21 protein-coding genes are annotated in these 20180 nt (G+C 63.4%); 13 read left to right on the top strand and 8 right to left on the bottom strand.

Going from position 1 to position 20180, the window contains the following annotated elements; translation table 11 throughout:
• Positions 1 to 67: 67 nt before the first annotated feature.
• On the top strand, positions 68 to 1462 hold the full coding sequence (gene argH, locus M5G11_RS09605; RefSeq protein ID WP_273913111.1) for an argininosuccinate lyase: 1395 nt from the start codon (positions 68 to 70) through the stop codon (positions 1460 to 1462).
• Between the two features lie 21 nt (positions 1463 to 1483).
• On the opposite strand, the gene M5G11_RS09600 is transcribed toward argH, so the two are convergent.
• Entirely contained in the window at positions 1484 to 2146 is a 663-nt protein-coding gene (locus M5G11_RS09600) for a glutathione S-transferase family protein (protein ID WP_273913110.1), read from the bottom strand.
• Positions 2147 to 2292: 146 nt separating this feature from the next.
• On the opposite strand from M5G11_RS09600, the gene M5G11_RS09595 reads away from it, so the two are divergent.
• The 3 genes from M5G11_RS09595 (at position 2293) to M5G11_RS09585 (ending at position 5947) form a co-directional block, all read left to right on the top strand.
• Entirely contained in the window at positions 2293 to 2577 is a 285-nt protein-coding gene (locus M5G11_RS09595; protein ID WP_273913109.1) for a hypothetical protein, read from the top strand.
• 84 nt (positions 2578 to 2661) lie between these two features.
• The gene (locus M5G11_RS09590) at positions 2662 to 2907 is read left to right on the top strand and encodes a TIGR02647 family protein (protein ID WP_273913108.1); all 246 of its coding nucleotides are present in this window, start codon (positions 2662 to 2664) and stop codon (positions 2905 to 2907) included.
• A gap of 190 nt (positions 2908 to 3097) precedes the next feature.
• Complete coding sequence (locus M5G11_RS09585; protein ID WP_273913107.1) at positions 3098 to 5947, top strand: class I adenylate cyclase; 2850 nt, start codon at positions 3098 to 3100, stop codon at positions 5945 to 5947.
• Positions 5948 to 6087: 140 nt separating this feature from the next.
• Here the strand turns inward: M5G11_RS09585 and rnk are convergent, their stop codons facing one another.
• The 3 genes from rnk to cyaY all read right to left on the bottom strand — a co-directional run bounded on the left by rnk (position 6088) and on the right by cyaY (position 7211).
• Positions 6088 to 6498, bottom strand: a complete 411-nt coding sequence (gene rnk / locus M5G11_RS09580; protein WP_273913106.1) for a nucleoside diphosphate kinase regulator — start codon at positions 6496 to 6498, stop codon at positions 6088 to 6090.
• A gap of 159 nt (positions 6499 to 6657) precedes the next feature.
• The gene (locus tag M5G11_RS09575; RefSeq protein ID WP_273925269.1) at positions 6658 to 6879 is read right to left on the bottom strand and encodes a DUF1289 domain-containing protein; all 222 of its coding nucleotides are present in this window, start codon (positions 6877 to 6879) and stop codon (positions 6658 to 6660) included.
• Entirely contained in the window at positions 6879 to 7211 is a 333-nt protein-coding gene (gene cyaY / locus M5G11_RS09570; protein WP_273913104.1) for an iron donor protein CyaY, read from the bottom strand. Before cyaY ends, M5G11_RS09575 begins: the two co-directional genes overlap by 1 nt.
• Before the next feature lie 183 nt (positions 7212 to 7394).
• Between cyaY and lptM the strand changes: the two genes are divergently transcribed.
• From lptM to M5G11_RS09540, 6 genes are read left to right on the top strand one after another with little or no spacing between them, the layout of a single operon-like run.
• The gene (lptM, locus tag M5G11_RS09565; RefSeq protein ID WP_095156476.1) at positions 7395 to 7532 is read left to right on the top strand and encodes an LPS translocon maturation chaperone LptM; all 138 of its coding nucleotides are present in this window, start codon (positions 7395 to 7397) and stop codon (positions 7530 to 7532) included.
• Between the two features lie 9 nt (positions 7533 to 7541).
• Positions 7542 to 8789, top strand: coding sequence for a diaminopimelate decarboxylase (gene lysA, locus M5G11_RS09560; RefSeq protein WP_273913103.1), 1248 nt, complete (start codon positions 7542 to 7544; stop codon positions 8787 to 8789).
• Positions 8790 to 8793: 4 nt separating this feature from the next.
• Positions 8794 to 9624: a diaminopimelate epimerase gene (gene dapF / locus M5G11_RS09555; RefSeq protein ID WP_273913102.1), complete on the top strand. Its 831-nt coding sequence runs from the start codon at positions 8794 to 8796 to the stop codon at positions 9622 to 9624.
• A 13-nt stretch (positions 9625 to 9637) separates the two neighbouring features.
• Positions 9638 to 10366, top strand: a complete 729-nt coding sequence (locus M5G11_RS09550; protein WP_273913101.1) for a DUF484 family protein — start codon at positions 9638 to 9640, stop codon at positions 10364 to 10366.
• The gene (gene xerC, locus M5G11_RS09545; RefSeq protein WP_273913100.1) at positions 10366 to 11265 is read left to right on the top strand and encodes a tyrosine recombinase XerC; all 900 of its coding nucleotides are present in this window, start codon (positions 10366 to 10368) and stop codon (positions 11263 to 11265) included. The genes M5G11_RS09550 and xerC overlap by 1 nt, the downstream gene beginning before the upstream one ends.
• Complete coding sequence (locus M5G11_RS09540; RefSeq protein WP_273913099.1) at positions 11262 to 11957, top strand: HAD family hydrolase; 696 nt, start codon at positions 11262 to 11264, stop codon at positions 11955 to 11957. Before xerC ends, M5G11_RS09540 begins: the two co-directional genes overlap by 4 nt.
• Positions 11958 to 12145: 188 nt before the next feature.
• Here M5G11_RS09540 and sutA read toward each other — a convergent pair whose 3' ends face one another.
• The 3 genes from sutA to glnK form a co-directional block, all read right to left on the bottom strand.
• Positions 12146 to 12475 carry a transcriptional regulator SutA gene (sutA, locus tag M5G11_RS09535; RefSeq protein ID WP_273913098.1) on the bottom strand — a complete coding sequence of 110 codons (330 nt, stop codon included), beginning with the start codon at positions 12473 to 12475 and terminating at the stop codon, positions 12146 to 12148.
• Between the two features lie 464 nt (positions 12476 to 12939).
• Positions 12940 to 14271 (bottom strand): ammonium transporter, encoded by a 1332-nt coding sequence (locus M5G11_RS09530; RefSeq protein ID WP_273913097.1) that lies wholly within the window; start codon positions 14269 to 14271, stop codon positions 12940 to 12942.
• A 40-nt stretch (positions 14272 to 14311) separates the two neighbouring features.
• Positions 14312 to 14650, bottom strand: a complete 339-nt coding sequence (glnK, locus tag M5G11_RS09525; RefSeq protein ID WP_002555808.1) for a P-II family nitrogen regulator — start codon at positions 14648 to 14650, stop codon at positions 14312 to 14314.
• A 409-nt stretch (positions 14651 to 15059) separates the two neighbouring features.
• Here glnK and M5G11_RS09520 point away from each other — a divergent pair, with 409 nt between their 5' ends.
• The 3 genes from M5G11_RS09520 to M5G11_RS09510 all read left to right on the top strand — a co-directional run bounded on the left by M5G11_RS09520 (position 15060) and on the right by M5G11_RS09510 (position 18804).
• Complete coding sequence (locus M5G11_RS09520; protein WP_273913096.1) at positions 15060 to 15323, top strand: accessory factor UbiK family protein; 264 nt, start codon at positions 15060 to 15062, stop codon at positions 15321 to 15323.
• A 128-nt stretch (positions 15324 to 15451) separates the two neighbouring features.
• On the top strand, positions 15452 to 16948 hold the full coding sequence (locus tag M5G11_RS09515; RefSeq protein WP_273913095.1) for a YifB family Mg chelatase-like AAA ATPase: 1497 nt from the start codon (positions 15452 to 15454) through the stop codon (positions 16946 to 16948).
• Between the two features lie 194 nt (positions 16949 to 17142).
• Positions 17143 to 18804 (top strand): electron transfer flavoprotein-ubiquinone oxidoreductase, encoded by a 1662-nt coding sequence (locus M5G11_RS09510; RefSeq protein WP_273913094.1) that lies wholly within the window; start codon positions 17143 to 17145, stop codon positions 18802 to 18804.
• Between the two features lie 44 nt (positions 18805 to 18848).
• On the opposite strand, the gene M5G11_RS09505 is transcribed toward M5G11_RS09510, so the two are convergent.
• A complete protein-coding gene (locus M5G11_RS09505; protein WP_273913093.1) occupies positions 18849 to 20171 on the bottom strand; it encodes a beta-ketoacyl-[acyl-carrier-protein] synthase family protein in 1323 nt (440 codons plus the stop codon).
• Between the last annotated feature and the right edge of the window lie 9 nt (positions 20172 to 20180).

Below are 20180 nucleotides of genomic sequence, written 5' to 3'. Positions count from 1 at the left end.
GGCAGGCGCTGCAACCCTGTTATCATCTGCGCCACTTTTCCCGTTCACGCCTTCAACGAGTGAGTCCATGAGCACTGACAAGACCAACCAGTCCTGGGGCGGCCGCTTCAGTGAACCTGTCGACGCTTTCGTCGCCCGTTTCACCGCCTCCGTCAATTTCGACCAGCGCCTGTACCGCCACGACATCATGGGCTCGATTGCCCACGCCACCATGCTGGCCAAGGTCGGTGTGCTCACCGACGTCGAGCGCGACACCATCATCGATGGCCTGAAGACCATTCAGGGCGAAATTGAGGCCGGCAACTTTGACTGGCGCGTCGACCTTGAAGACGTGCACATGAACATCGAGGCGCGCCTGACCGACCGCATCGGCGTCACCGGCAAGAAGCTGCACACCGGGCGTAGCCGCAACGACCAGGTCGCCACCGACATCCGCCTGTGGCTGCGTGACGAGATCGACCTGATCCTGGCCGAAATCACCCGCCTGCAGCAGGGCCTGCTGGAGCAAGCCGAGCGTGAAGCCGAGAGCGTCATGCCCGGCTTCACCCACCTGCAGACCGCCCAGCCGGTCACCTTCGGCCACCACCTGCTGGCCTGGTTCGAAATGCTCAGCCGCGACTACGAGCGCCTGGTCGACTGCCGCAAGCGCGCCAACCGCATGCCGTTGGGCAGCGCGGCGCTGGCGGGCACCACCTACCCGATCGACCGCGAACTGACCTGCCAGCTGCTGGGCTTCGAAGCCGTGGCCGGCAACTCGCTGGACGGCGTCTCGGACCGCGACTTCGCCATCGAATTCTGTGCGGCGGCGAGCATTGCCATGATGCACCTGTCGCGCTTCTCCGAAGAGCTGGTGCTGTGGACCAGTGCACAGTTCCAGTTCATCGATTTGCCTGATCGTTTCTGCACCGGCAGCTCGATCATGCCGCAGAAGAAGAACCCGGACGTGCCGGAACTGGTACGCGGCAAGACCGGCCGGGTATTCGGCGCGCTGATGGGCCTGCTGACCCTGATGAAAGGCCAGCCGCTGGCCTACAACAAGGACAACCAGGAAGACAAGGAACCGCTGTTCGACGCCGCCGACACCCTGCGTGATTCGCTGCGCGCCTTTGCCGACATGATCCCGGCGATCAAGCCGCGCCATGCGATCATGCGTGAAGCAGCCCTGCGCGGCTTCTCCACCGCAACCGACCTGGCTGACTACCTGGTACGTCGCGGCCTGCCATTCCGTGATTGCCACGAAATCGTCGGCCACGCGGTGAAATACGGGGTGGACACCGGCAAGGACCTGGCCGAAATGAGCCTGGAAGAACTGCGCCAGTTCAGCGACCAGATCGAGCAGGACGTGTTCGCCGTGCTGACCCTGGAAGGCTCGGTGAATGCGCGTAACCACATCGGCGGCACCGCACCTGCCCAGGTGCGCGCCGCCGTGGCTCGCGGCCAGGCCCTGCTGGCCAGCCGCTAAGCCGGTGGCAAGACGGTCCGGCTAGCGCTTGCCGGTACGGACCATCTCCTGGAACGCAGGCATCTGCGCTTCCTTGTCCACGGCAATCTTCTGCACGTTGGGGTTCTGCTTGAAATGCTCAAGCAGGGCCTTGGCCTGTGGGAAATCTTCCAGCACGTCCATCTCCAGGACTTTCTTGCCCACCGCATACGCCAGGTCGACGCTGAAGCAGAACAGCATGTCGGCGATGGTCATCTGCTCGCCTGCCACATAGGGCGCGAACTTGCCGTTGCGCTTGAGCGTGGCCAGGCCTGCGAGCAGCTCGGCCTTGGCCTTTTCCTTGATGGCCGGGTCAACCCGGCCGCCGAAGAAGGCTTCCGGGTACAGGGCACGGGCCGGCAGCTCGATGTACAGCTCGATTTCCTTGGCCTGCTCATGCACCTTGGCCTGGGCGAACACGCCTTCGGGCAGCAATTTCTTGCCCGGCTGGGTCTGCTCGATGTAGTCGAGGATCAGGCTGGTTTCACTCAGGAAGCCGTGCTCGGTCTCGAGCACCGGGACCTTGCCGTGCGGGCTGCGCTTGAGTGCTTCGGGGCTCTGGCCGCCGAAAAACAGCACTTCTTCGAAGGGCACGCCCTTTTCCAGCAGCGCCAGCTTGACCATGTTGTAGTAGTTGCTGACCGCAAATCCATGAAGCTTGAGCATGAAAGACAGCCTCCAGGCCGTGAGGGGATGGCCGGGCTGTTATAGACCGATTGTCACAGGCTGACCAGCATCATGCGGCGCATCGATAGCAGGGCATTGGCCGCGCGCCCGTGGCAAACTGGGCGCCCACCCAGAGGAGTGCGCCCATGAGCGAGCACAACGAAATCGACAGCGACGAAGAAGAGTTCGCTGCCGACACCCTGATCCAGGCGATCGAGAACCAGCTCGAAAGCGGCGAGCCGGCGGCGGCCTCGGCCACCCTGAACAAGCTGACCCTGGTCGGCTACGAGCGTGATGACATCCTTGAAATGATGGCCCATGTGCTGGCATTCGAGATCGATGCCATGCTTGACGAGAACCGTCCGTTCAACCGCGAATGGTACGAAACCGCCCTGCGCGCGCTGCCGGAACTGCCACCGGAAAAGGACTGAGGCAAACGCCCGGTTCCGTGACTACACTGCAAAGCCAGGCACCGACAACGGTGCTGCCCTCCTTGTCTGGAAGTCGGAGTCTCTATGTCGTTTACCCCCGAACTGATCGCCGAGCTGGAAGTCCTTGCCCTGTTCAACCTGGATAGCAGCCAGGAAGGGATCAAGGTGCATAACACTGCGTCCCCAGCCATCATCGCTGCGGCCACGCGCCTGCATGAAAAAAAACTGACCGACCAGCCCGATGGCGGCTATCTGACCAGCCTGGGGCATGATGCTGCCCAGAATGTGCAAATCCTGCTCAATATTCTCAACGTCAAAGAGCCAGCCTGAATCATCCGAACACCAACCCTGTGGCCGGCCTTGCCGGCGACAGGGCCACCGCCTTCGCTGGCAAAGCCAGCTCCCACAGTGATTCATCCCCGCTAAAAAAATGGCGTCAAAAACCAAATAGCACTTAATCCGACCCTCCTACTGCGGCTAAACTCGCCCTTGCTCCCCTCAAGGCCGGTTTGAGTCAGTCATGAACCACCCCCACGAAATTCGCCCCGACCTGGATGAGGGCATCGACCGCAAGGTGCTCAGCCAGCTGCGCGCACGTTTCCTGCGCCTGAACAAAGGGCGTCTGGCGCGGGCCATGGAGGGGTTATCCACACGCCAGCAAGGCGTGCTCAACCTGCTACCGCTGTTCTTCCACGTCAATCACCCGTTGCTGCCCGGTTATGTCTCCGGCGCCACCCCCGCCGGGGTCTCCGGCTTCGAGCCAGACGCCAATGCGCTGGCCGACGCCCAGCGCCTGACCCGCTCGTTCGCCTACAAGGCCAAGCGCGGCAACCCGCCCCAGCCGATCCACGGGCTGTTCCTGATGGGCAGCCTGGGCACCCTGGCCCAGGCCGAGCAAAGCGACATGGACCTGTGGGTCTGCCACGCAGCCGACCTGCCGGAGGGCGAGCTGGCCGAACTGCGCAAAAAGTGCCAATTGCTGGAAAACTGGGCGGCCACCCAGGGCGCCGAAGTGCACCTGTTCCTGATCGAGCCGCAGCGCTTTGTCGGCGGTGAGCGCGAGCGCACACTCAGCTCCGACGACTGCGGCACCACCCAGCACTACCTGCTGCTCGACGAGTTCTACCGCACCGCGATCTGGCTAGCCGGGCGCACTCCCTTGTGGTGGCTGGTACCGGTGTACGAGGAGGCCAATTACGCCCGCTACACCGAGACACTGCTGTCCAAGCGCTTCATCCGCGCCGAGGATGTGCTCGACCTGGGCAACCTGTCGCACATCCCACCCGGCGAGTTCGTCGGCGCCGGGCTCTGGCAGCTGTTCAAGGGCATCGAGTCCCCCTACAAATCCGTACTCAAGCTGCTGCTGACCGAGGTCTACGCCAGCGAACACCCCCAGGTGCAGTGCCTGAGCCTGCAGTTCAAGCAGGCGGTGTTTGCCAACCAGCTTGACCTCGACACGCTGGACCCATACGTGATGGTCTACCGGCGCATTGAGCACTACCTGCAGGCCCGTGGCGAAACGCAGCGCCTGGAACTGGTGCGGCGCAGCCTGTACCTGAAGGTCAACAAGAAGCTCAGCGGGCTGTCCCGGCAACGCTACACCAGCTGGCAGCGCGACCTGCTGGAGCGCCTGGCCCAGGCCTGGGGCTGGGACGCGCGGCAACTGGCCCTGCTCGACAGCCGCAGCCAGTGGAAGGTGCGCCAGGTGGAGGTCGAGCGCCGCGCGCTGGTCGCCGAGCTCAACCACAGCTACCGCTTCCTTGGCCAGTTCGCCCGCAACCAGAACGCCGCCAGCCGCATCGACCAGCGTGATCTCAACGTGCTGGGCCGGCGGCTCTATGCCGCCTTCGAGCGCCGCGCCGGCAAGGTCGAATTCATCAACCCGGGGATCGCCCCGGACCTGGGCGAAGACACCCTGACCCTGGCCCACTCGGCCAACCGCAAGGAACCCGGGCAATCCCACTGGGGCCTGTACAACGGCACCCTGAATGCCCTGGAGTGGGACCATTTCGCGCCGATCAAACGTTGCCGCGAGCTGCTTGAGCTGCTCACCTGGGCCCACCGCAACGGCATTATCGACAGCAGCACGCGCCTGGCCCGGCACCCTGGCAGCAGCGACCTGAGCGAGTATGAGCTGTTCAACCTGCTGGGCAGCCTGCAACAGAGCGTGGCGTTGCCGATGGCCAGTGTCAGCGAGGCGCGCCTGCTGCAACCGAGCGTGGCGGACGAAATACTGCTGCTGGTGAACGTCGGGGTCGACCCGCTGCAGCATCACCGCGACCTGAACATCCTGATGACTACCGAGCGCATCGATTCGCTCAGCTACGCCGGGGTACGCGAGAACCTGGTACTGACCCTGGACCAGGTCACCCTCAACAGCTGGAACGAAGTGCAGGTACAGCGCTACGACGGTGAACACGCCCTGTTGCGCTGTGTGCGCGACTACCTGAACAACCTGGGCAAAGGCGCCCACCGTCCGCGCTTGCGGGTGCGCTGCTTCTGCCATAACCGGGCGCAGGCCATCGCCCAGCGTGTCGAGGAGGTGTTCGTGCAGGCCGAGGCGTTGCTGCGCCAGGGCTTGAACAGCCGCTACCTGATCCAGGTGCAGCAACATACCCATGTGCTGGAATTGCTCGAAGGCAGCACCCAGCTGATTACCCTGGACAGCCAGGACGCCCTGCTCGCCTACCTGGGCGAGGAGCGTGTCGAGTACAGCCCGTTGCACCTGGATGGCAACGTGCTGGAGGACCACGACCTGGCGCTGGTATTGCCGCAGGCGCAACCGCAGTGCATCCAGGTGTTCTACCGGGTGCAGGAAAGCTGGGCGGATGTGTATGTGCTGGATGAGTTCAATGCGCTCTGGCAGCAGCGCCTGCCCTATCACGACGACATCAGCCTGCTGTTGCCGCTGCAACGCTTCCTGCAATCGATCGTGTTCCGCCGTGATGCGCGGCTGCCGCTGGACAGCCTGCAGGCCCAGGGTTCGCTGGACATCCTCTACTACCAGCTGCTGCCCTCAGGCGCTGGCCGTGCGCGTCAGGTCGAGGCGCGCCAGGCACCGGGGGTCAGCGTCGACAACCCGTATTACGAGGTGCAGGCGATCATCCAGGCGGGCGCCGAGGACACCTTGCAGGTGACGCTGTATTGCAACCAGAAGGAGTTTTCCGAGCTTGAGCATGGCGACCAGCTGTATGCGATGGTCGCCCGCGAGATCATCGGGCAGCGCCGCGAGGCCCAGCGTTATCGGTGCTATATCACCGACCTGGACCTGTCGGACTTGCTTGCCGACGGGCTGGGCTCAAGTAACTTGCACCTGCGCTACAAGCAGGACCTGGAGCGGGCGCTGAACCAGGCGCTGGCGTTGGCGTGATGGGCTGCACCCTGTAGCCGCTGCCGGCAGGCTGCGCCCGCCTGCAACGCAGGCGCCGCTTTTGGGAGCCCTACGGACTCCAGCGCAGCCTATCGGCAGCGGCTACAAATACAAAATTGGCACTGGTCGTTCGGTCGGCTCTACAGGTCAAAATCCCCTGCCGCTTCCGGCTGGTATTCAACTTCCAGCAGCTTGAGCTTCAGGGTCTTGCCGCCCGGCGCCGGCCAGTCGATCTGCTCGCCCACCGTCAAGCCCAGCAACGCGCAGCCAATCGGCGCGAGGATCGATACCTTGCCTTCGCCGCCGGCATCCTTGGGGTAAACCAGGGTCAGGTGGTAATCCTTGCCGCTGGCTTCCTCGCGGCAGTGCACCCGCGAATTCATGGTCACGACACCGGCCGGAACCTCATCGTGGCCGACAACCTGTTCGGCACGATCAAGCTCGGCCATCAACGCCGCCACACCCGGCGTGTTTTCATCGAGGCTGTCGATCAGACGCTCCAGACGCTGTACGTCCAATCGGGTGAGGATAAGGGAAGGCTTGGTGCTCATGATCCAGTCGGACTCCTTGTTGCTGACGGATTGTTTCACGGGACGAATAAAGCAAAACCCCGCCCAAGGGCGGGGTTTTCAGGTTTTTCGGCAGGGCCGATGTCACTCGACACTACCACAGCCCGCTAAATACACAAGGGGCCGGGCGCCGCAGGCGGATCAGCCGCCGGCCGCTGCCACGCGGCGTACCAGAGCCTGCTCGACGATCTGCCGGCGCTGCTGGTCGCCCGCCGCCCGCCACTGGCGAATGTCCTCGACATGGCGAAAACAACCCAGGCATACCTTCGCCTCATCCAGCCGGCACAGGCTGATGCACGGCGACGGCACCGCCGGGCTGACATTGCTGTACAGCGGCTTGGCCGGTTTGGGCGCAGTGCTCATCAGATCTCGTCGAAGTCCAGCTTTTCGCCGGCTCGCTCCCAGACGATGCGCTCAAGCATCTCGCCGAGCAGTTCCTCGGTCTTTTCGCAGGTCCACTTTTTGCTTTCTTCGTCGAAGTCGAAGTGGAAACCACCCGACTTGTCGGCCAGCCACAGCTGGCGCAACGGTTCCTGGCGGCTGAAGATCAGCTGGCTGCCATTCTCGAACTTGATGGTCAGGACGCCGGCGGAATTCTCCAGGTCCAGGTCCAAGTCGCTCTCGTCGAACAGGTCTTCCAGTGCCTGTTGGGTCGCGTCGACCAGGTCGTGAAAACGCGCTTCGGTCAAACTCATTGCAAGAACCTCGAAAATATCTGCTCACACGCAAGCCGGGGAAGATACGAGCGCTTTGCCGCGAATGCAAAGATTAACGCCCCGTACAGGCCACCCCGCCCGACGGCTGGCTGGCTGCATAGGCAAGGCGCCGGGCGCTCGGTATACTCGGGCGAAATACTGCTTAAATTAAAGGATTTCGCCATGAAGCGCCTGATTTCCTCCCTCGCGGCGCTCGTCGCGGTTGCCTGCCTTGTTTCCGCTTGCGGTCAAAAAGGCCCCCTGTACCTGCCTGAAGACGGCAAGGACGGCAAAAAGTCGCAATCGCACCAGCACCAATAAGGGATCCCCATGGACGCTTTCAACTACCGCGACGGCGAGCTGTTCGCGGAAGGCGTGGCGCTGTCGGCTATCGCCGAACGCTTCGGCACGCCGACCTATGTGTACTCACGGGCGCACATCGAGGCCCAGTACCGCAGCTACGCCGATGCCCTGCAGGGCGTGTCGCACCTGGTGTGCTTTGCCGTCAAGGCCAACTCCAACCTCGGCGTGCTGAACCTGCTGGCCCGCCTGGGCGCAGGCTTCGACATCGTCTCTGGCGGTGAGCTGGAGCGTGTCTTGGCTGCTGGCGGCAGCGCCGATCGCGTGGTCTTCTCCGGCGTCGGCAAGACCCGCGAAGACATGCGTCGCGCCCTGGAAGTCGGCGTGCATTGCTTCAACGTCGAGTCCACCGATGAGCTCGAACGCTTGCAAGTGGTGGCCGCCGAGATGGGCCTGCGCGCCCCGGTCTCGCTGCGGGTCAACCCGGACGTCGATGCCGGCACCCACCCGTACATTTCCACCGGTCTCAAAGAGAACAAGTTCGGCATCGCCATCAGCGAAGCCGAAGAGGTGTACATCCGCGCGGCACAGCTGCCGAACCTGGAAGTGGTCGGTGTCGACTGCCATATCGGCTCGCAACTGACCACCCTGGAGCCCTTCCTCGATGCCCTCGACCGCCTGCTGGACCTGATCGACCGCCTCGGCGATTGCGGCATCCACCTGCGCCACCTGGACCTGGGCGGCGGTGTCGGCGTGCGTTATCGCGACGAAGAGCCACCTCTGGCCGGCGACTACATCAAGGCCATCCGCGAGCGTGTGGGCGACCGTGACCTGGCGCTGGTGTTCGAACCGGGCCGCTACATCGTGGCCAACGCCGGTGTCCTGCTGACCCGCGTCGAATACCTCAAGCACACCGAACACAAAGACTTCGCCATCGTCGATGCGGCGATGAACGACCTGATCCGCCCGGCCCTGTACCAGGCCTGGATGGACGTTACCGCCGTGCAGCCGCGCGCCGGCGAAGGCCGCAGCTACGACGTGGTCGGCCCGATCTGCGAGACCGGCGACTTCCTGGCCAAGGAGCGCACGCTGAACCTCGCCGAAGGCGATCTGCTGGCGGTCCATTCGGCGGGCGCCTATGGTTTTGTCATGAGTTCGAACTACAACACCCGCGGCCGTTGCGCCGAGGTGCTGGTCGATGGTGACCAGGCGTTCGAAGTGCGTCGTCGCGAAACCGTGGCCGAGCTGTTCGCTGGCGAAAGCCTGCTGCCGGAGTGACCCCATGCTGCTGCGTTTTACCAAGATGCATGGGTTGGGCAACGACTTCATGGTCCTCGACCTGGTCAGCCAGCACGCGCACATTTTGCCCAAGCACGCCAAGCAATGGGGTGATCGCCACACCGGCGTCGGTTTCGACCAGCTGCTGATCGTCGAGGCCCCGAGCAATCCGGAAGTGGATTTCCGCTACCGGATCTTCAATGCCGACGGCTCCGAGGTCGAGCAGTGCGGCAACGGTGCGCGCTGCTTTGCGCGCTTCGTGCTGGACAAGCGCCTGACCGCGAAGAAGCGCATCCGCGTCGAAACCAAAAGCGGCATCATCGAGCTGGACGTGCGCAGTGACGGGCAGATCAGCGTCGACATGGGCCCGCCGCGGCTGGTGCCGGCCGAGATCCCGTTCCAGGCGCCGAGCCAGGCCTTGAGCTACCCGCTGGAAGTTGCCGGGCGCACCGTCGAATTGGCCGCAGTGTCCATGGGCAACCCCCATGCGGTGCTGCGCGTCGACGACATCAACAGCGCCCCGGTGCACGACCTTGGCCCGCAAATCGAACACCACCCGCGCTTCCCGCAGCGAGTGAATGTCGGCTTCCTGCAAGTCATCGACCGCCATCGCGCGCAGTTGCGCGTCTGGGAACGCGGTGCCGGGGAAACCCAGGCCTGCGGAACCGGCGCCTGTGCTGCCGCGGTAGCGGCGATCAGCCAGGGCTGGATGGATTCACCGTTGCTCATCGACCTGCCCGGCGGACGCCTGTCCATCGAGTGGGGCGGCCCCGGCAAATCGGTGCTGATGACCGGCCCCGCCGTCAGAGTGTATGAAGGACAGGTTCGTCTATGAGTGAGTATCAGCCATGACCGATCAGCCCCAGGCGCCAGCCGAACAGCCCAGCGACGTGGAGGGCTCGACGCCCGCCCTCGGGGCTGAGGCCGTGGCCGCTTACCTGCGTGCCCACCCACGCTTCTTCAGCGAGCACGATGAACTGCTCCTCGAGATGCACATTCCCCACCAGCGCGGCGACAGCGTGTCGCTGGTGGAGCGCCAGCTCAAGCTGCTGCGCGAGCGCAACATCGAGATGCGCCATCGCCTCTCGCACCTGATGGACGTTGCCCGCGACAACGACCGGTTGTTCGAAAAAACCCGACGCCTGATCCTCGACCTGCTCGATGCCGACAGCCTCGAGGCCGTGGTCATGGCCGTGGAAGACAGCCTGCGCCAGGAGTTCCAGGTGCCTTTCGTCAGCCTCATCCTGTTCAGCGAAAACGCCACCCCGGTGGGCCGCTGGGTGAACACCGCCGAGGCGCAACAAACCATCGGCGCCCTGCTCGGCGGCGGCAAGACCGTCAGTGGCAGCCTGCGCGAGCACGAGCTGGCGTTCCTGTTTGGTGAAGAGCAGCGCAAGGAAGTCGCCTCCAGCGCCGTCGCGCCGCTGGACTACCTGGGCCTGCATGGCGTGCTGGCCATCGGCAGCCGTGACCCGCAGCACTACAAGAGTTCGGTCGGCACCCTGTTCCTCAGCTACATCGCCGAAGTGCTTGGCCGGGTGATCCCGCGCTTCACCACCCTGCGCCCGGTACGTTGATGGAAGGCCAGCTGCTGGCCTACTGCGCGCACCTGCGCAATGAGCGCCAGGTGTCCGAGCACACCCTGCTGGCCTACCGCCGCGACCTCGACAACGTCCTGGTGTATTGCGCCAAGAACGGCATCGACAGCTGGAGCGCCCTGCAAATCCAGCAGTTGCGCCAGTTCGTTGCCCGCCAGCACCACGCCGGGCAGTCTTCGCGTAGCCTGGCACGGATGCTCTCGGCGGTGCGCGGGCTCTATCGCTACCTCAACCGCGAAGGCCTGTGCAGCCACGACCCGGCCAACGGCCTGTCGGCGCCCAAGGGCGAGCGTCGGCTGCCCAAGACCCTCGACACCGACCGCGCCCTGCAACTGCTCGATGGCGCGGTGGACAACGACTTCATCGCCCGCCGCGACCAGGCCATGCTGGAGCTGTTCTACAGCTCGGGGCTGCGCCTATCAGAGCTGACCAGCCTGAACCTTGACCAGCTCGACCTGCCCGCCGGGCTGATCCAGGTGCACGGCAAAGGCAGCAAGACCCGCGTGCTGCCGGTGGGCCGCAAGGCCCGCGAAGCACTCGAGCAGTGGCTGGCCATGCGCGGCATCAGCGCCCCGCAAGACAACGCCGTATTCGTCAGCAAGCAGGGCCGGCGCCTCGGCCCACGGGCGATCCAGCTGCGGGTCCAGGCGGCCGGGGTGCGTGAGCTGGGGCAGAACCTGCACCCGCACATGCTCCGGCACTCCTTCGCCAGCCATCTGCTGGAGTCGTCCCAGGACTTGCGCGCGGTACAGGAAATGCTCGGCCATGCCGACATCGCCACCACGCAGATCTACACTCACCTTGACTTCCAGCACCTCGCGGCCGTCTACGACAGCGCGCACCCACGGGCCAAACGCAGTAAAGGCAGCGACTCATGAGCATCCAGCTGATCACCTTCGACCTTGACGACACCCTGTGGGACACCGCGCCGGTCATCGTCAGTGCCGAAGCCGTCCTGCGCGACTGGCTGGCGGCCAATGCGCCAAGCCTGGGCGCGGTGCCGGTCGAGCACCTCTACAGCATTCGTGAACGCCTGGTGCAGGCCGAGCCGGGGCTCAAGCACCGCATCAGCGCGTTGCGCCGGCGCGTGCTGTTCCATGCCCTGGCGGATGTCGGCTACAGCGAGGCACATGCCCGCGAGTTGGCCAACGAAGGCTTTGAGGTGTTCCTGCACGCACGGCACCAGATCGACATCTTCCCCGAGGTGCAGCCGGTGCTGGAGATTCTGCGCCACCACTACACCCTGGGCGTGGTCACCAACGGCAATGCCGATGTGCGCCGGCTAGGGCTGGCCGACTACTTCAAGTTTGCCCTGAGCGCGGAAGACCTGGGGGTTGGCAAACCCGACCCGGCGCCGTTCCTTGAGGCATTGCGCCAAGGCCAGGTCGAGGCCGGAGCGGCAGTGCATGTGGGCGACCACCCTGGCGACGATATCGCCGGGGCCCAGCAGGCCGGCCTGAAGGCGATCTGGTTCAACCCGCAGGGCAAGTCATGGCTGGGTGAGTGCGCGCCGGATGCAGAGATTCAGCGGCTGTCGCAACTGCCTGAGGTGCTGGCGCGCTGGCGCTGACGCACGCAACGGTCTTGCCTGTCGGTGTAGCCGCTGCCGCCAGGCTGCGCTGGAGCCCGTAGGGCGCCCAAAAGCCGCGCCTGCGGTGCAGGCGAGCGCAGCCTGACGGCAGCGGCTACACCCCCATACCATCCCACAGGCACAAAAAAGCCCGCAGCGACGGCGGGCTTTTTTGTTGACGGCGCCACTCAGATAGGGCGGCTACCGTACTTGTTGTCCGGCTTCTTGGGCGGGTCGGCGACCACATTGGCCTCGACTTCCTGCACTTTACCGCCACGGGACAGGAACTCTTCCATGGCCTTGGCGAGCGCATCACGCTCTTTGTTCTTGGCTTCCACGCTCGGCAATTCATCTACCGAGACCGCAGCTTTGGCCTTGCCTTTGGCAGTAGGCGCTACCGGGCTGTCGTCGCCACTGTCGTCAGCTCCATCATCAGCAGCAGCTGCTTCGAGGCCTTCATCACCCTCGTCGTCATCGCCAACTTCGAGGTCATCAGTTTCCAGATCGTCGTCGCTCATGTTTCTACCTCATGACTTGCGAAAAGCACATTAGTTATAGACCAGCAGCCACAGAAACCTAAAGCCGCCAGGAAAATTAAAGGCTCCGGGTTACCCGGAACCGGCAGCGCCCGCCGAGGATCTGGCAAGCGCCGTGCAGCCCCTCATGAGGGCTGACGAATAAAGAGCTGCCAGCAGAACCAAACCGGCTCACCCTGCCGGGAAGGCCTGTGCAACGACAAGCCTAGCAAAGGGTGGTGAAGTGCGCGGACACCGGATCCGAACCCCACGGCGCGCATTCTAGCGTGCTCTGTGAAAAAGCAAAGTGCCTAAATATCCCTGTAGCCTGTAAGTTTTAGACCTACATCGCATAGCCTGCACGCACGAGCGAAAAACAACGCTGGTAAACCGTTTGCGCTGCGCCCATTCGGTAAAACCCAGGCAAAAAAATGCCCGGCGAACCGGGCACGTTTTTTTCGAGGTCGCTACAGGTTGTAGCCGCGCTCGTTGTGTTGCGCAAGGTCCAGCCCCACCGACTCTTCTTCTTCGTTCACCCGCAGGCCCATCACCAGGTCCAGCACCTTGAGAATCACGAAGGTGACGATCGCGGTGTAGATCACGGTGAAGCCCACACCCTTGGCCTGAATCCAGACCTGGGCGCCGATGTCGGTCACGGTGCCGAAGCCGCCCAGTGCAGGGGCTGCGAACACACCAGTGAGAATTGCCCCGACGATACCGCCGATACCATGCACGCCGAAGGCGTCCAGCGAGTCGTCGTAGCCCAGCTTGCGTTTCAGGCTGGTGGCGCAGAAGTAGCAGATCACACCGGCCACCAGGCCGATCACCAGGGCGCCCATCGGGCCGACTGTGCCGGCTGCCGGGGTAATGGCCACCAGGCCGGCGACCACACCCGAGGCGATGCCCAGGGCGCTTGGCTTACCGTGGGTCAGCCATTCGGCGAACATCCAGCCCAGCGCCGCCGCTGCAGTGGCGATCTGGGTGACCAGCATGGCCATGCCGGCAGTGCCGTTGGCGGCAGCGGCGGAGCCGGCATTGAAGCCGAACCAGCCGATCCACAGCATGGCTGCGCCCATCAGGGTGTAACCGAGGTTGTGCGGGGCCATCGGGGTGGTCGGGAAACCTTTGCGCTTGCCCAGCACCAGGCACGCCACCAGGCCTGCAACACCGGCGTTGATGTGCACCACGGTGCCGCCAGCAAAGTCCAGCACGCCCCAGTCCCACATCAGGCCGCCGTTGCCGGCCCAGACCATGTGGGCGATGGGCGCGTAGACCAGGGTGAACCACACGCCCATGAAGATCAGCATGGCGGAGAACTTCATCCGCTCGGCGAAGGCACCGACGATCAACGCAGGGGTGATGATGGCGAAGGTCATCTGGAAGGTGATGAACACCGCCTCAGGGAACAACGCGGTCGGCGACGTCAGGCTGGCAGGCGTGACACCGGCGAGGAAGGCCTTGGAGAAGCCGCCGACGAAGGAATTGAGATTGACGACGCCCTGCTCCATACCGGTGGTATCGAACGCCATGCTGTAGCCGTAGATCACCCACAACACGCTGATCAGACCGGTGATCGCGAAGCACTGCATCATTACCGAGAGTATGTTCTTGGACCGCACCATGCCGCCGTAGAACAGCGCAAGACCGGGGATGGTCATGAACAGCACGAGGGCTGTGGCGGTCAACATCCAGGCGGTGTCGCCGGAGTTGAGCACGGGGGCTGCCTCCTCTGCCATGGCGAGGCCGGGCATTACGAGGGACAAAAGGGCTCCTAGCCCTGCGAACTGACGCAGAGTCATGTTGTTATCTCCTGGGGCGTTGGGTTTGGGGCGGCTTGTTTTAGATCGCGTCGGTATCGGTTTCGCCGGTACGGATGCGAATAGCCTGTTCCAGATTCACCACGAATATCTTGCCGTCACCGATCTTGCCGGTGTTGGCCGCCTTGGTAATGGCCTCGATGACCCGATCCAGATCCTTGTCGTCGATGGCGACATCGATCTTGACCTTTGGCAGGAAGTCGACAACGTACTCCGCACCGCGATACAGCTCGGTGTGACCTTTCTGCCGACCGAAGCCTTTGACTTCAGTGACGGTAATGCCCTGCACGCCGATTTCGGACAGCGACTCGCGCACGTCGTCCAACTTGAACGGCTTGATGATGGCAGTGACTAGCTTCATGAAACTCTCTCCCGAATTGGTGGACTTGCCCCAGGAAAACAAACCCGACTCAAGTCTAAGCGCAGTGCCTGGCTTTGTAACGCTTCGTCGGCCTTTACTCCCAAAGCCGACACCAGAAACCGCTCCTGACGAAACACTTCATCGCTGTGCCTGCACACTGCTTCGTCACGGTGACTGCATCAGTGCATGGGTCACTCTGGTCTTAGCAGAAACCTTGCCATCTCTGACAAACACAGGATTTACAACGACTTGCGCTGCTTGCCCGATCTTGGCCAGTCGCCAGCAGGCAAGGCCTGCACAACAACGGTGCGCGAGCATTCGGGCGCATGCGCGAAAAGCGTGCAGTAAAAGCCGGTAAAAGCTGCGTGGTACACTGCCGGCCTCATTTGCAGTTACCGGATGGACACTCATGCTCGCGCCCAAAGCTTTTCTTGATGCCCTGAGCGACCAGGCCTCGCGCCTGTTCAGCAGCGACACGGCGCAGCCGCGCAACGAACTGGAAAGCCAGTTCAAGGCCCTGCTGCAAAGTGGTTTCAGCAAGCTGGAGCTGGTCAGCCGGGAAGAGTTCGACAGCCAGATGGTCGTGCTGGCCCGCACCCGCGCACGGCTCGAAGCGCTGGAGGCGAAAGTTGAAGAGATGGAAGCGCGGTTGAATCCGCCAGTGGCCGAGTAAGGCCAACACGCAAAGGTGCTTCCGGCACCTGGCAATAGTTGGACTCACTCTTGCGCGGGTATCCTCCCCACGCCCCACTATCCTTGCAAAGCCGCAGGACGCGGCCCCGCATCGATCATGGAGCGTTCATGTCCCTCGCCCTTGTCCACAGCCGCGCCCAGGTGGGCGTGCTGGCCCCGCCGGTCATCGTTGAAGCCCATTTGGCCAACGGCCTGCCTGCGCTGACCCTGGTCGGCCTGCCTGAAGCCGCGGTCAAGGAAAGCAAAGACCGGGTACGCAGCGCGATCCTCAACTCCGGCCTGGAGTTCCCGGCCCGGCGCATCACCCTCAACCTGGCACCTGCCGACCTGCCCAAGGATGGCGGCCGTTTCGACCTGGCGATTGCCTTGGGCATTCTCGCGGCCAACGGGCAGATGTCGCCCGCGTCCCTGCAGGACATGGAGTGCCTGGGCGAGTTGGCCCTGTCCGGTGCCTTGCGCCCGGTGCAAGGCGTGCTACCCGCCGCCCTGGCCGCACGCGAAGCCGGCCGGGCATTGGTAGTGCCCAGGGAAAACGCCGAGGAGGCCTGCCTCGCCTCCGGCCTGATCGTCTATGCCGTCGAACACCTGCTGGAGCTGGTCGGCCACCTGAATGGCCAGCAACCACTCAGTCCCTACAAGGCCAACGGGCTGCTGCTGCAAAGTCACCCCTACCCGGACCTCAGCGAAGTTCAGGGCCAGCTCGCCGCCAAGCGGGCCCTGCTGGTCGCCGCAGCCGGTGCGCACAACCTGCTGTTCAGTGGCCCGCCGGGCACCGGCAAGACCCTGCTGGCCAGCCGATTGCCCGGCCTGCTGCCACCACTGGATGAGCGCGAGGCCCTGGAGGTGGCGGCCATTCAATCGGTCGCCAGCCCGGTGCCGTTGAACAGTTGGCCACAGCGACCGTTTCGTCACCCGCACCACTCGGCGTCGGGCGCCGCCTTGGTTGGTGGTGGCAGTCGCCCGCAGCCCGGCGAGATTACCCTGGCCCATCACGGGGTGTTGTTCCTCGACGAACTGCCCGAGTTTGAGCGCCGGGTGCTGGAGGTGCTGCGCGAGCCGCTGGAGTCGGGCGAGATCGTCATCGCCCGGGCCAAGGACAAGATCCGCTTTCCGGCGCGCTTCCAGTTGGTGGCGGCGATGAACCCCTGCCCCTGTGGCTATCTCGGCGACCCAACCGGCCGCTGCCGTTGCAGCCCGGAGCAGATCCAGCGTTATCGCAACAAACTCTCCGGGCCGCTGCTGGACCGCATCGACCTGCACCTCACGGTCGCCCGTGAAGCCACCGCGTTGTCGACTGACAGCAACCACGGCGAAAGCAGCGCCACGATCGCCGCACAGGTGGCCGCCGCACGCGACATCCAGCAACAGCGCCAGGGGTGTGCCAATGCCTTTCTCGACCTGCCCGGTTTACGCACGCATTGCCACTTGTCCACAGCCGATGCGCACTGGCTGGAAGCCGCCTGCGAGCGACTGACGCTGTCATTGCGCGCCGCCCACCGCCTGCTCAAGGTGGCGCGAACCCTGGCCGACCTTGAACAGTCCCAGGGCATCGGCCGCCAGCACCTGGCGGAAGCCCTGCAATACCGGCCCAGCACCCTCTGCTAGGGTTCTACACTCTCGCCTGACGGCTTCCCATATGGATCCCAATCCCGCAAAGTGGCCGTTGACAGAGCCATTGGCCAGGAAGTCGCTACACGTCTCTGTTATCGGGCGGGGTTGCGCAATGCATCGCGGTTCAACCCACTACCTCCCGATGTCCATACCCATAAAAACATTAGCCGGATACAAGAGGACTCTCGATGGAACGAGAATATATGGAGTTTGATGTCGTCATTGTCGGAGCAGGCCCTGCGGGTTTGTCAGCGGCATGCCGGCTGAAGCAGCAGGCCGCCGAGACGGGACAGGACGTCAGCGTCTGCGTGGTCGAGAAAGGTTCCGAGGTAGGTGCGCACATTCTTTCCGGGGCCGTGCTGGAAACCCGCGCACTGGCTGAGCTGTTCCCCAATTGGCGCGAGCTGGGCGCCCCCCTGCACACTGCCGTGACCCGTGACGACATCTACATGCTGACCAGCCCGGGCGCTGCGGTAAAAGTCCCCGGCCTGTTTGTGCCAAGCTCCATGCACAATGACGGCAACTACATCGTTTCAATGGGCAACGTGTGCCGCTGGCTAGCCCAGCAGGCAGAAGCCCTCGGGGTCGAGATCTACCCGGGCTTCGCCGCACAGCATGCGCTGATCAACGACCAGGGTGCGGTGTACGGTGTGCTCACCGGTGACCTGGGCGTGGATCACCAGGGCGTGCCAAAGGATGCCTACACACCAGGCATCGAGTTGCGCGCCAAGTACACGTTGTTTGCCGAAGGCTGCCGTGGCCACATTGGCAAGCAATTGATCAGTCGCTACCAGCTCGACGCCGCGTCCGACGTCCAGCACTACGGTATTGGCATCAAGGAACTCTGGGAAGTCGAACCGCACCGCCACCAGCCCGGCCTGGTGATTCATACCGGTGGTTGGCCACTGGATGTGCTCGGCAACCAGAACACCGGCGGATGCTTCCTCTATCACCTGGAGGACAACCAGGTCGTGGTGGGCATGATCGTCGACCTCTCCTACGCCAACCCGTACCTTTCTCCCTTCGATGAGTTCCAGCGCGTCAAGCACCACCCGAAAATCAGCCAGTACCTAGAGGGTGGAACACGCTTGGCCTATGGTGCCCGAGCCCTGTGCAAAGGCGGCTTGAACTCGCTACCGAAAATGACCTTCCCCGGTGGCGCCCTGATCGGCTGTGAGTTGGGCACCCTGAGCTTTTCCAAGATCAAGGGCAACCACACCGCGATGAAGTCCGGCATGCTGGCTGCCGAGGCGGTCATCCTGGCCCTGGCCGAAGGCCGCCAGGGCGGTGATGAACTGGACGCCTATGTCGAGCTTTTCAAGCAGAGCTGGCTGTATGACGAACTCTACCGCGACCGTAACTTCGGCCCGGCGATGCACAAGTTCGGTGCCCTGTTCGGCCCCGCCTTCAACTTTGTCGACCAGAACATCTTTTCCGGAAAACTGCCCTTCACCCTGCACGACCGCGTGCCCGACCATGCCCGCATGAAGCCTGCCGCGCTCAGCCGCAAGATCGACTACCCGAGGCCCGATGGCAAACTCAGCTTCGACAAATTGAGCTCGGTGTTCCTCTCCAACACCAACCATGCCGAGGACCAACCCTGCCATTTGCAATTGACCGACCCCGAGCTACCGATCAGCCAGAACCTGCCGCTGTACGATGAGCCGGCACAGCGTTACTGCCCGGCTGGGGTCTATGAAATCGTCACGCGTGAAGATGCCAGCAGGCTGTTTCAGATCAACGCGCAGAACTGCGTGCACTGCAAGACGTGCGACATCAAGGACCCGGCGCAAAACATCACCTGGGTCGCCCCGGAAGGCGCAGGCGGCCCCAACTATCCAAATATGTAATGCCTGCTACCGGCCACCGGCCTTGTGCCGGTGGCCTCCCCCGCTTACGGACGCGCAAACAACAACGCGGCGTTGTGCCCGCCAAAGCCGAAGTTTTGCGAGATGACCGTGTCGACCTTTTGCCGCAGCGGTTGCTGGACCAGGTTCAGGTCGGCAATTGGCGACGCTGCATTGAGCGAGGGGTGGAGGATCTGGTGCTTGATCGAGAGGCAACTGATAACCGCCTCCAGGGCGCCGCTGGCGCCGAAGGTATGGCCCAGCAACGACTTCGAGCTGTTTACCGCTACCCGTGAGCCAAACATTCTGGCAATGACTTCGCTCTCGACCTGATCACTGGTCAGCGTCCCGGTGCCATGGGCATTGATGTAGTCGACATCGCCGGGTTGGTATCCAACCTTGCCCAGCAGGTCATGCAGCAGGCGCTCTATCGCTTCGCCGCTTGGGTCAACCGACATCAGGCTGTGCGCCTCGAAATTCTCCGCGTAGCTTTTTATCTCGGCATAGATGGGCGCACCTCGCGCCAGCGCCTGCTCTCGCTCCTCCAGGATCAGGCTGGCGCTGGCGCCCTGGGCATACAGCAGGCCTGAGCGATGCTGATCAAATGGTCGGTTGCAGGCCTGCGGCCCATCGGTGGATCTGGTCAGAATGCCCGCGATATCGAATGAACGGAAAATCGCCCCGTACGGGTCCATCAGATATTCAGTGCCACCGGCAATGGCGCAATCCACCTCACCCCTGCTGACACTGTTGAAGGCCTCGCCAACAGCAATCGTCGACGAGGCGCAGGCGTAGTTGAACGACCTTGCCTTGCCTTGTGCGCCGAGCAGAATGCCGACCGAGGAGGCCGGTGAGTTCGGCATGAAGCGCGCACAGGCAAAGGGGTTGAAACGCTTGCCATGGGGCAGTTGGATTTCCCCCCCTGGCAACTCCAGCGTACTGCCCAGGCGCTTGAGCAAGTGGTTGAGGTAGCTGTCAATGAACGTGCTTATGCCACCGACACTGGTCCCGACAAACACCCCGACACGCCCCGCTGGATACCCGGCAATATGTTTGGATTTGGCACTGTGCGCCCCCTCCAGCAGCGCCAGGCCGGCGTTCTCCACCGCCTGGGTGGCGGTGTAGAGGAAGTTCACGGTGGCCTGGTCATACAGGTTGCGGTCAAACAACCTGAAGTTCAGGTCGTCGATCCCGGGTACCCGCTCATACGGCATCCAATAGGCTGAGCGGGGCGTGAAAAAAGCGTGCCAGAGCGCCGGCAATGCCGCCGCCTGGACCGTCGGCTCAAGACACTCCTGCCAGAACGTTTCAAGCACGTTGCCCAGCGAACTGGCCACCCCTAAACCTGTCACAACCACCCTGCGTTCCATCGCACTTTC

The organism is Pseudomonas fontis (genome assembly GCF_028656955.1).
Classification (GTDB): domain Bacteria; phylum Pseudomonadota; class Gammaproteobacteria; order Pseudomonadales; family Pseudomonadaceae; genus Aquipseudomonas; species Aquipseudomonas fontis.
The sequence above is the reverse complement of the archived record's forward strand: the minus strand, read 5'-3'. Positions and strand labels throughout refer to the sequence as shown.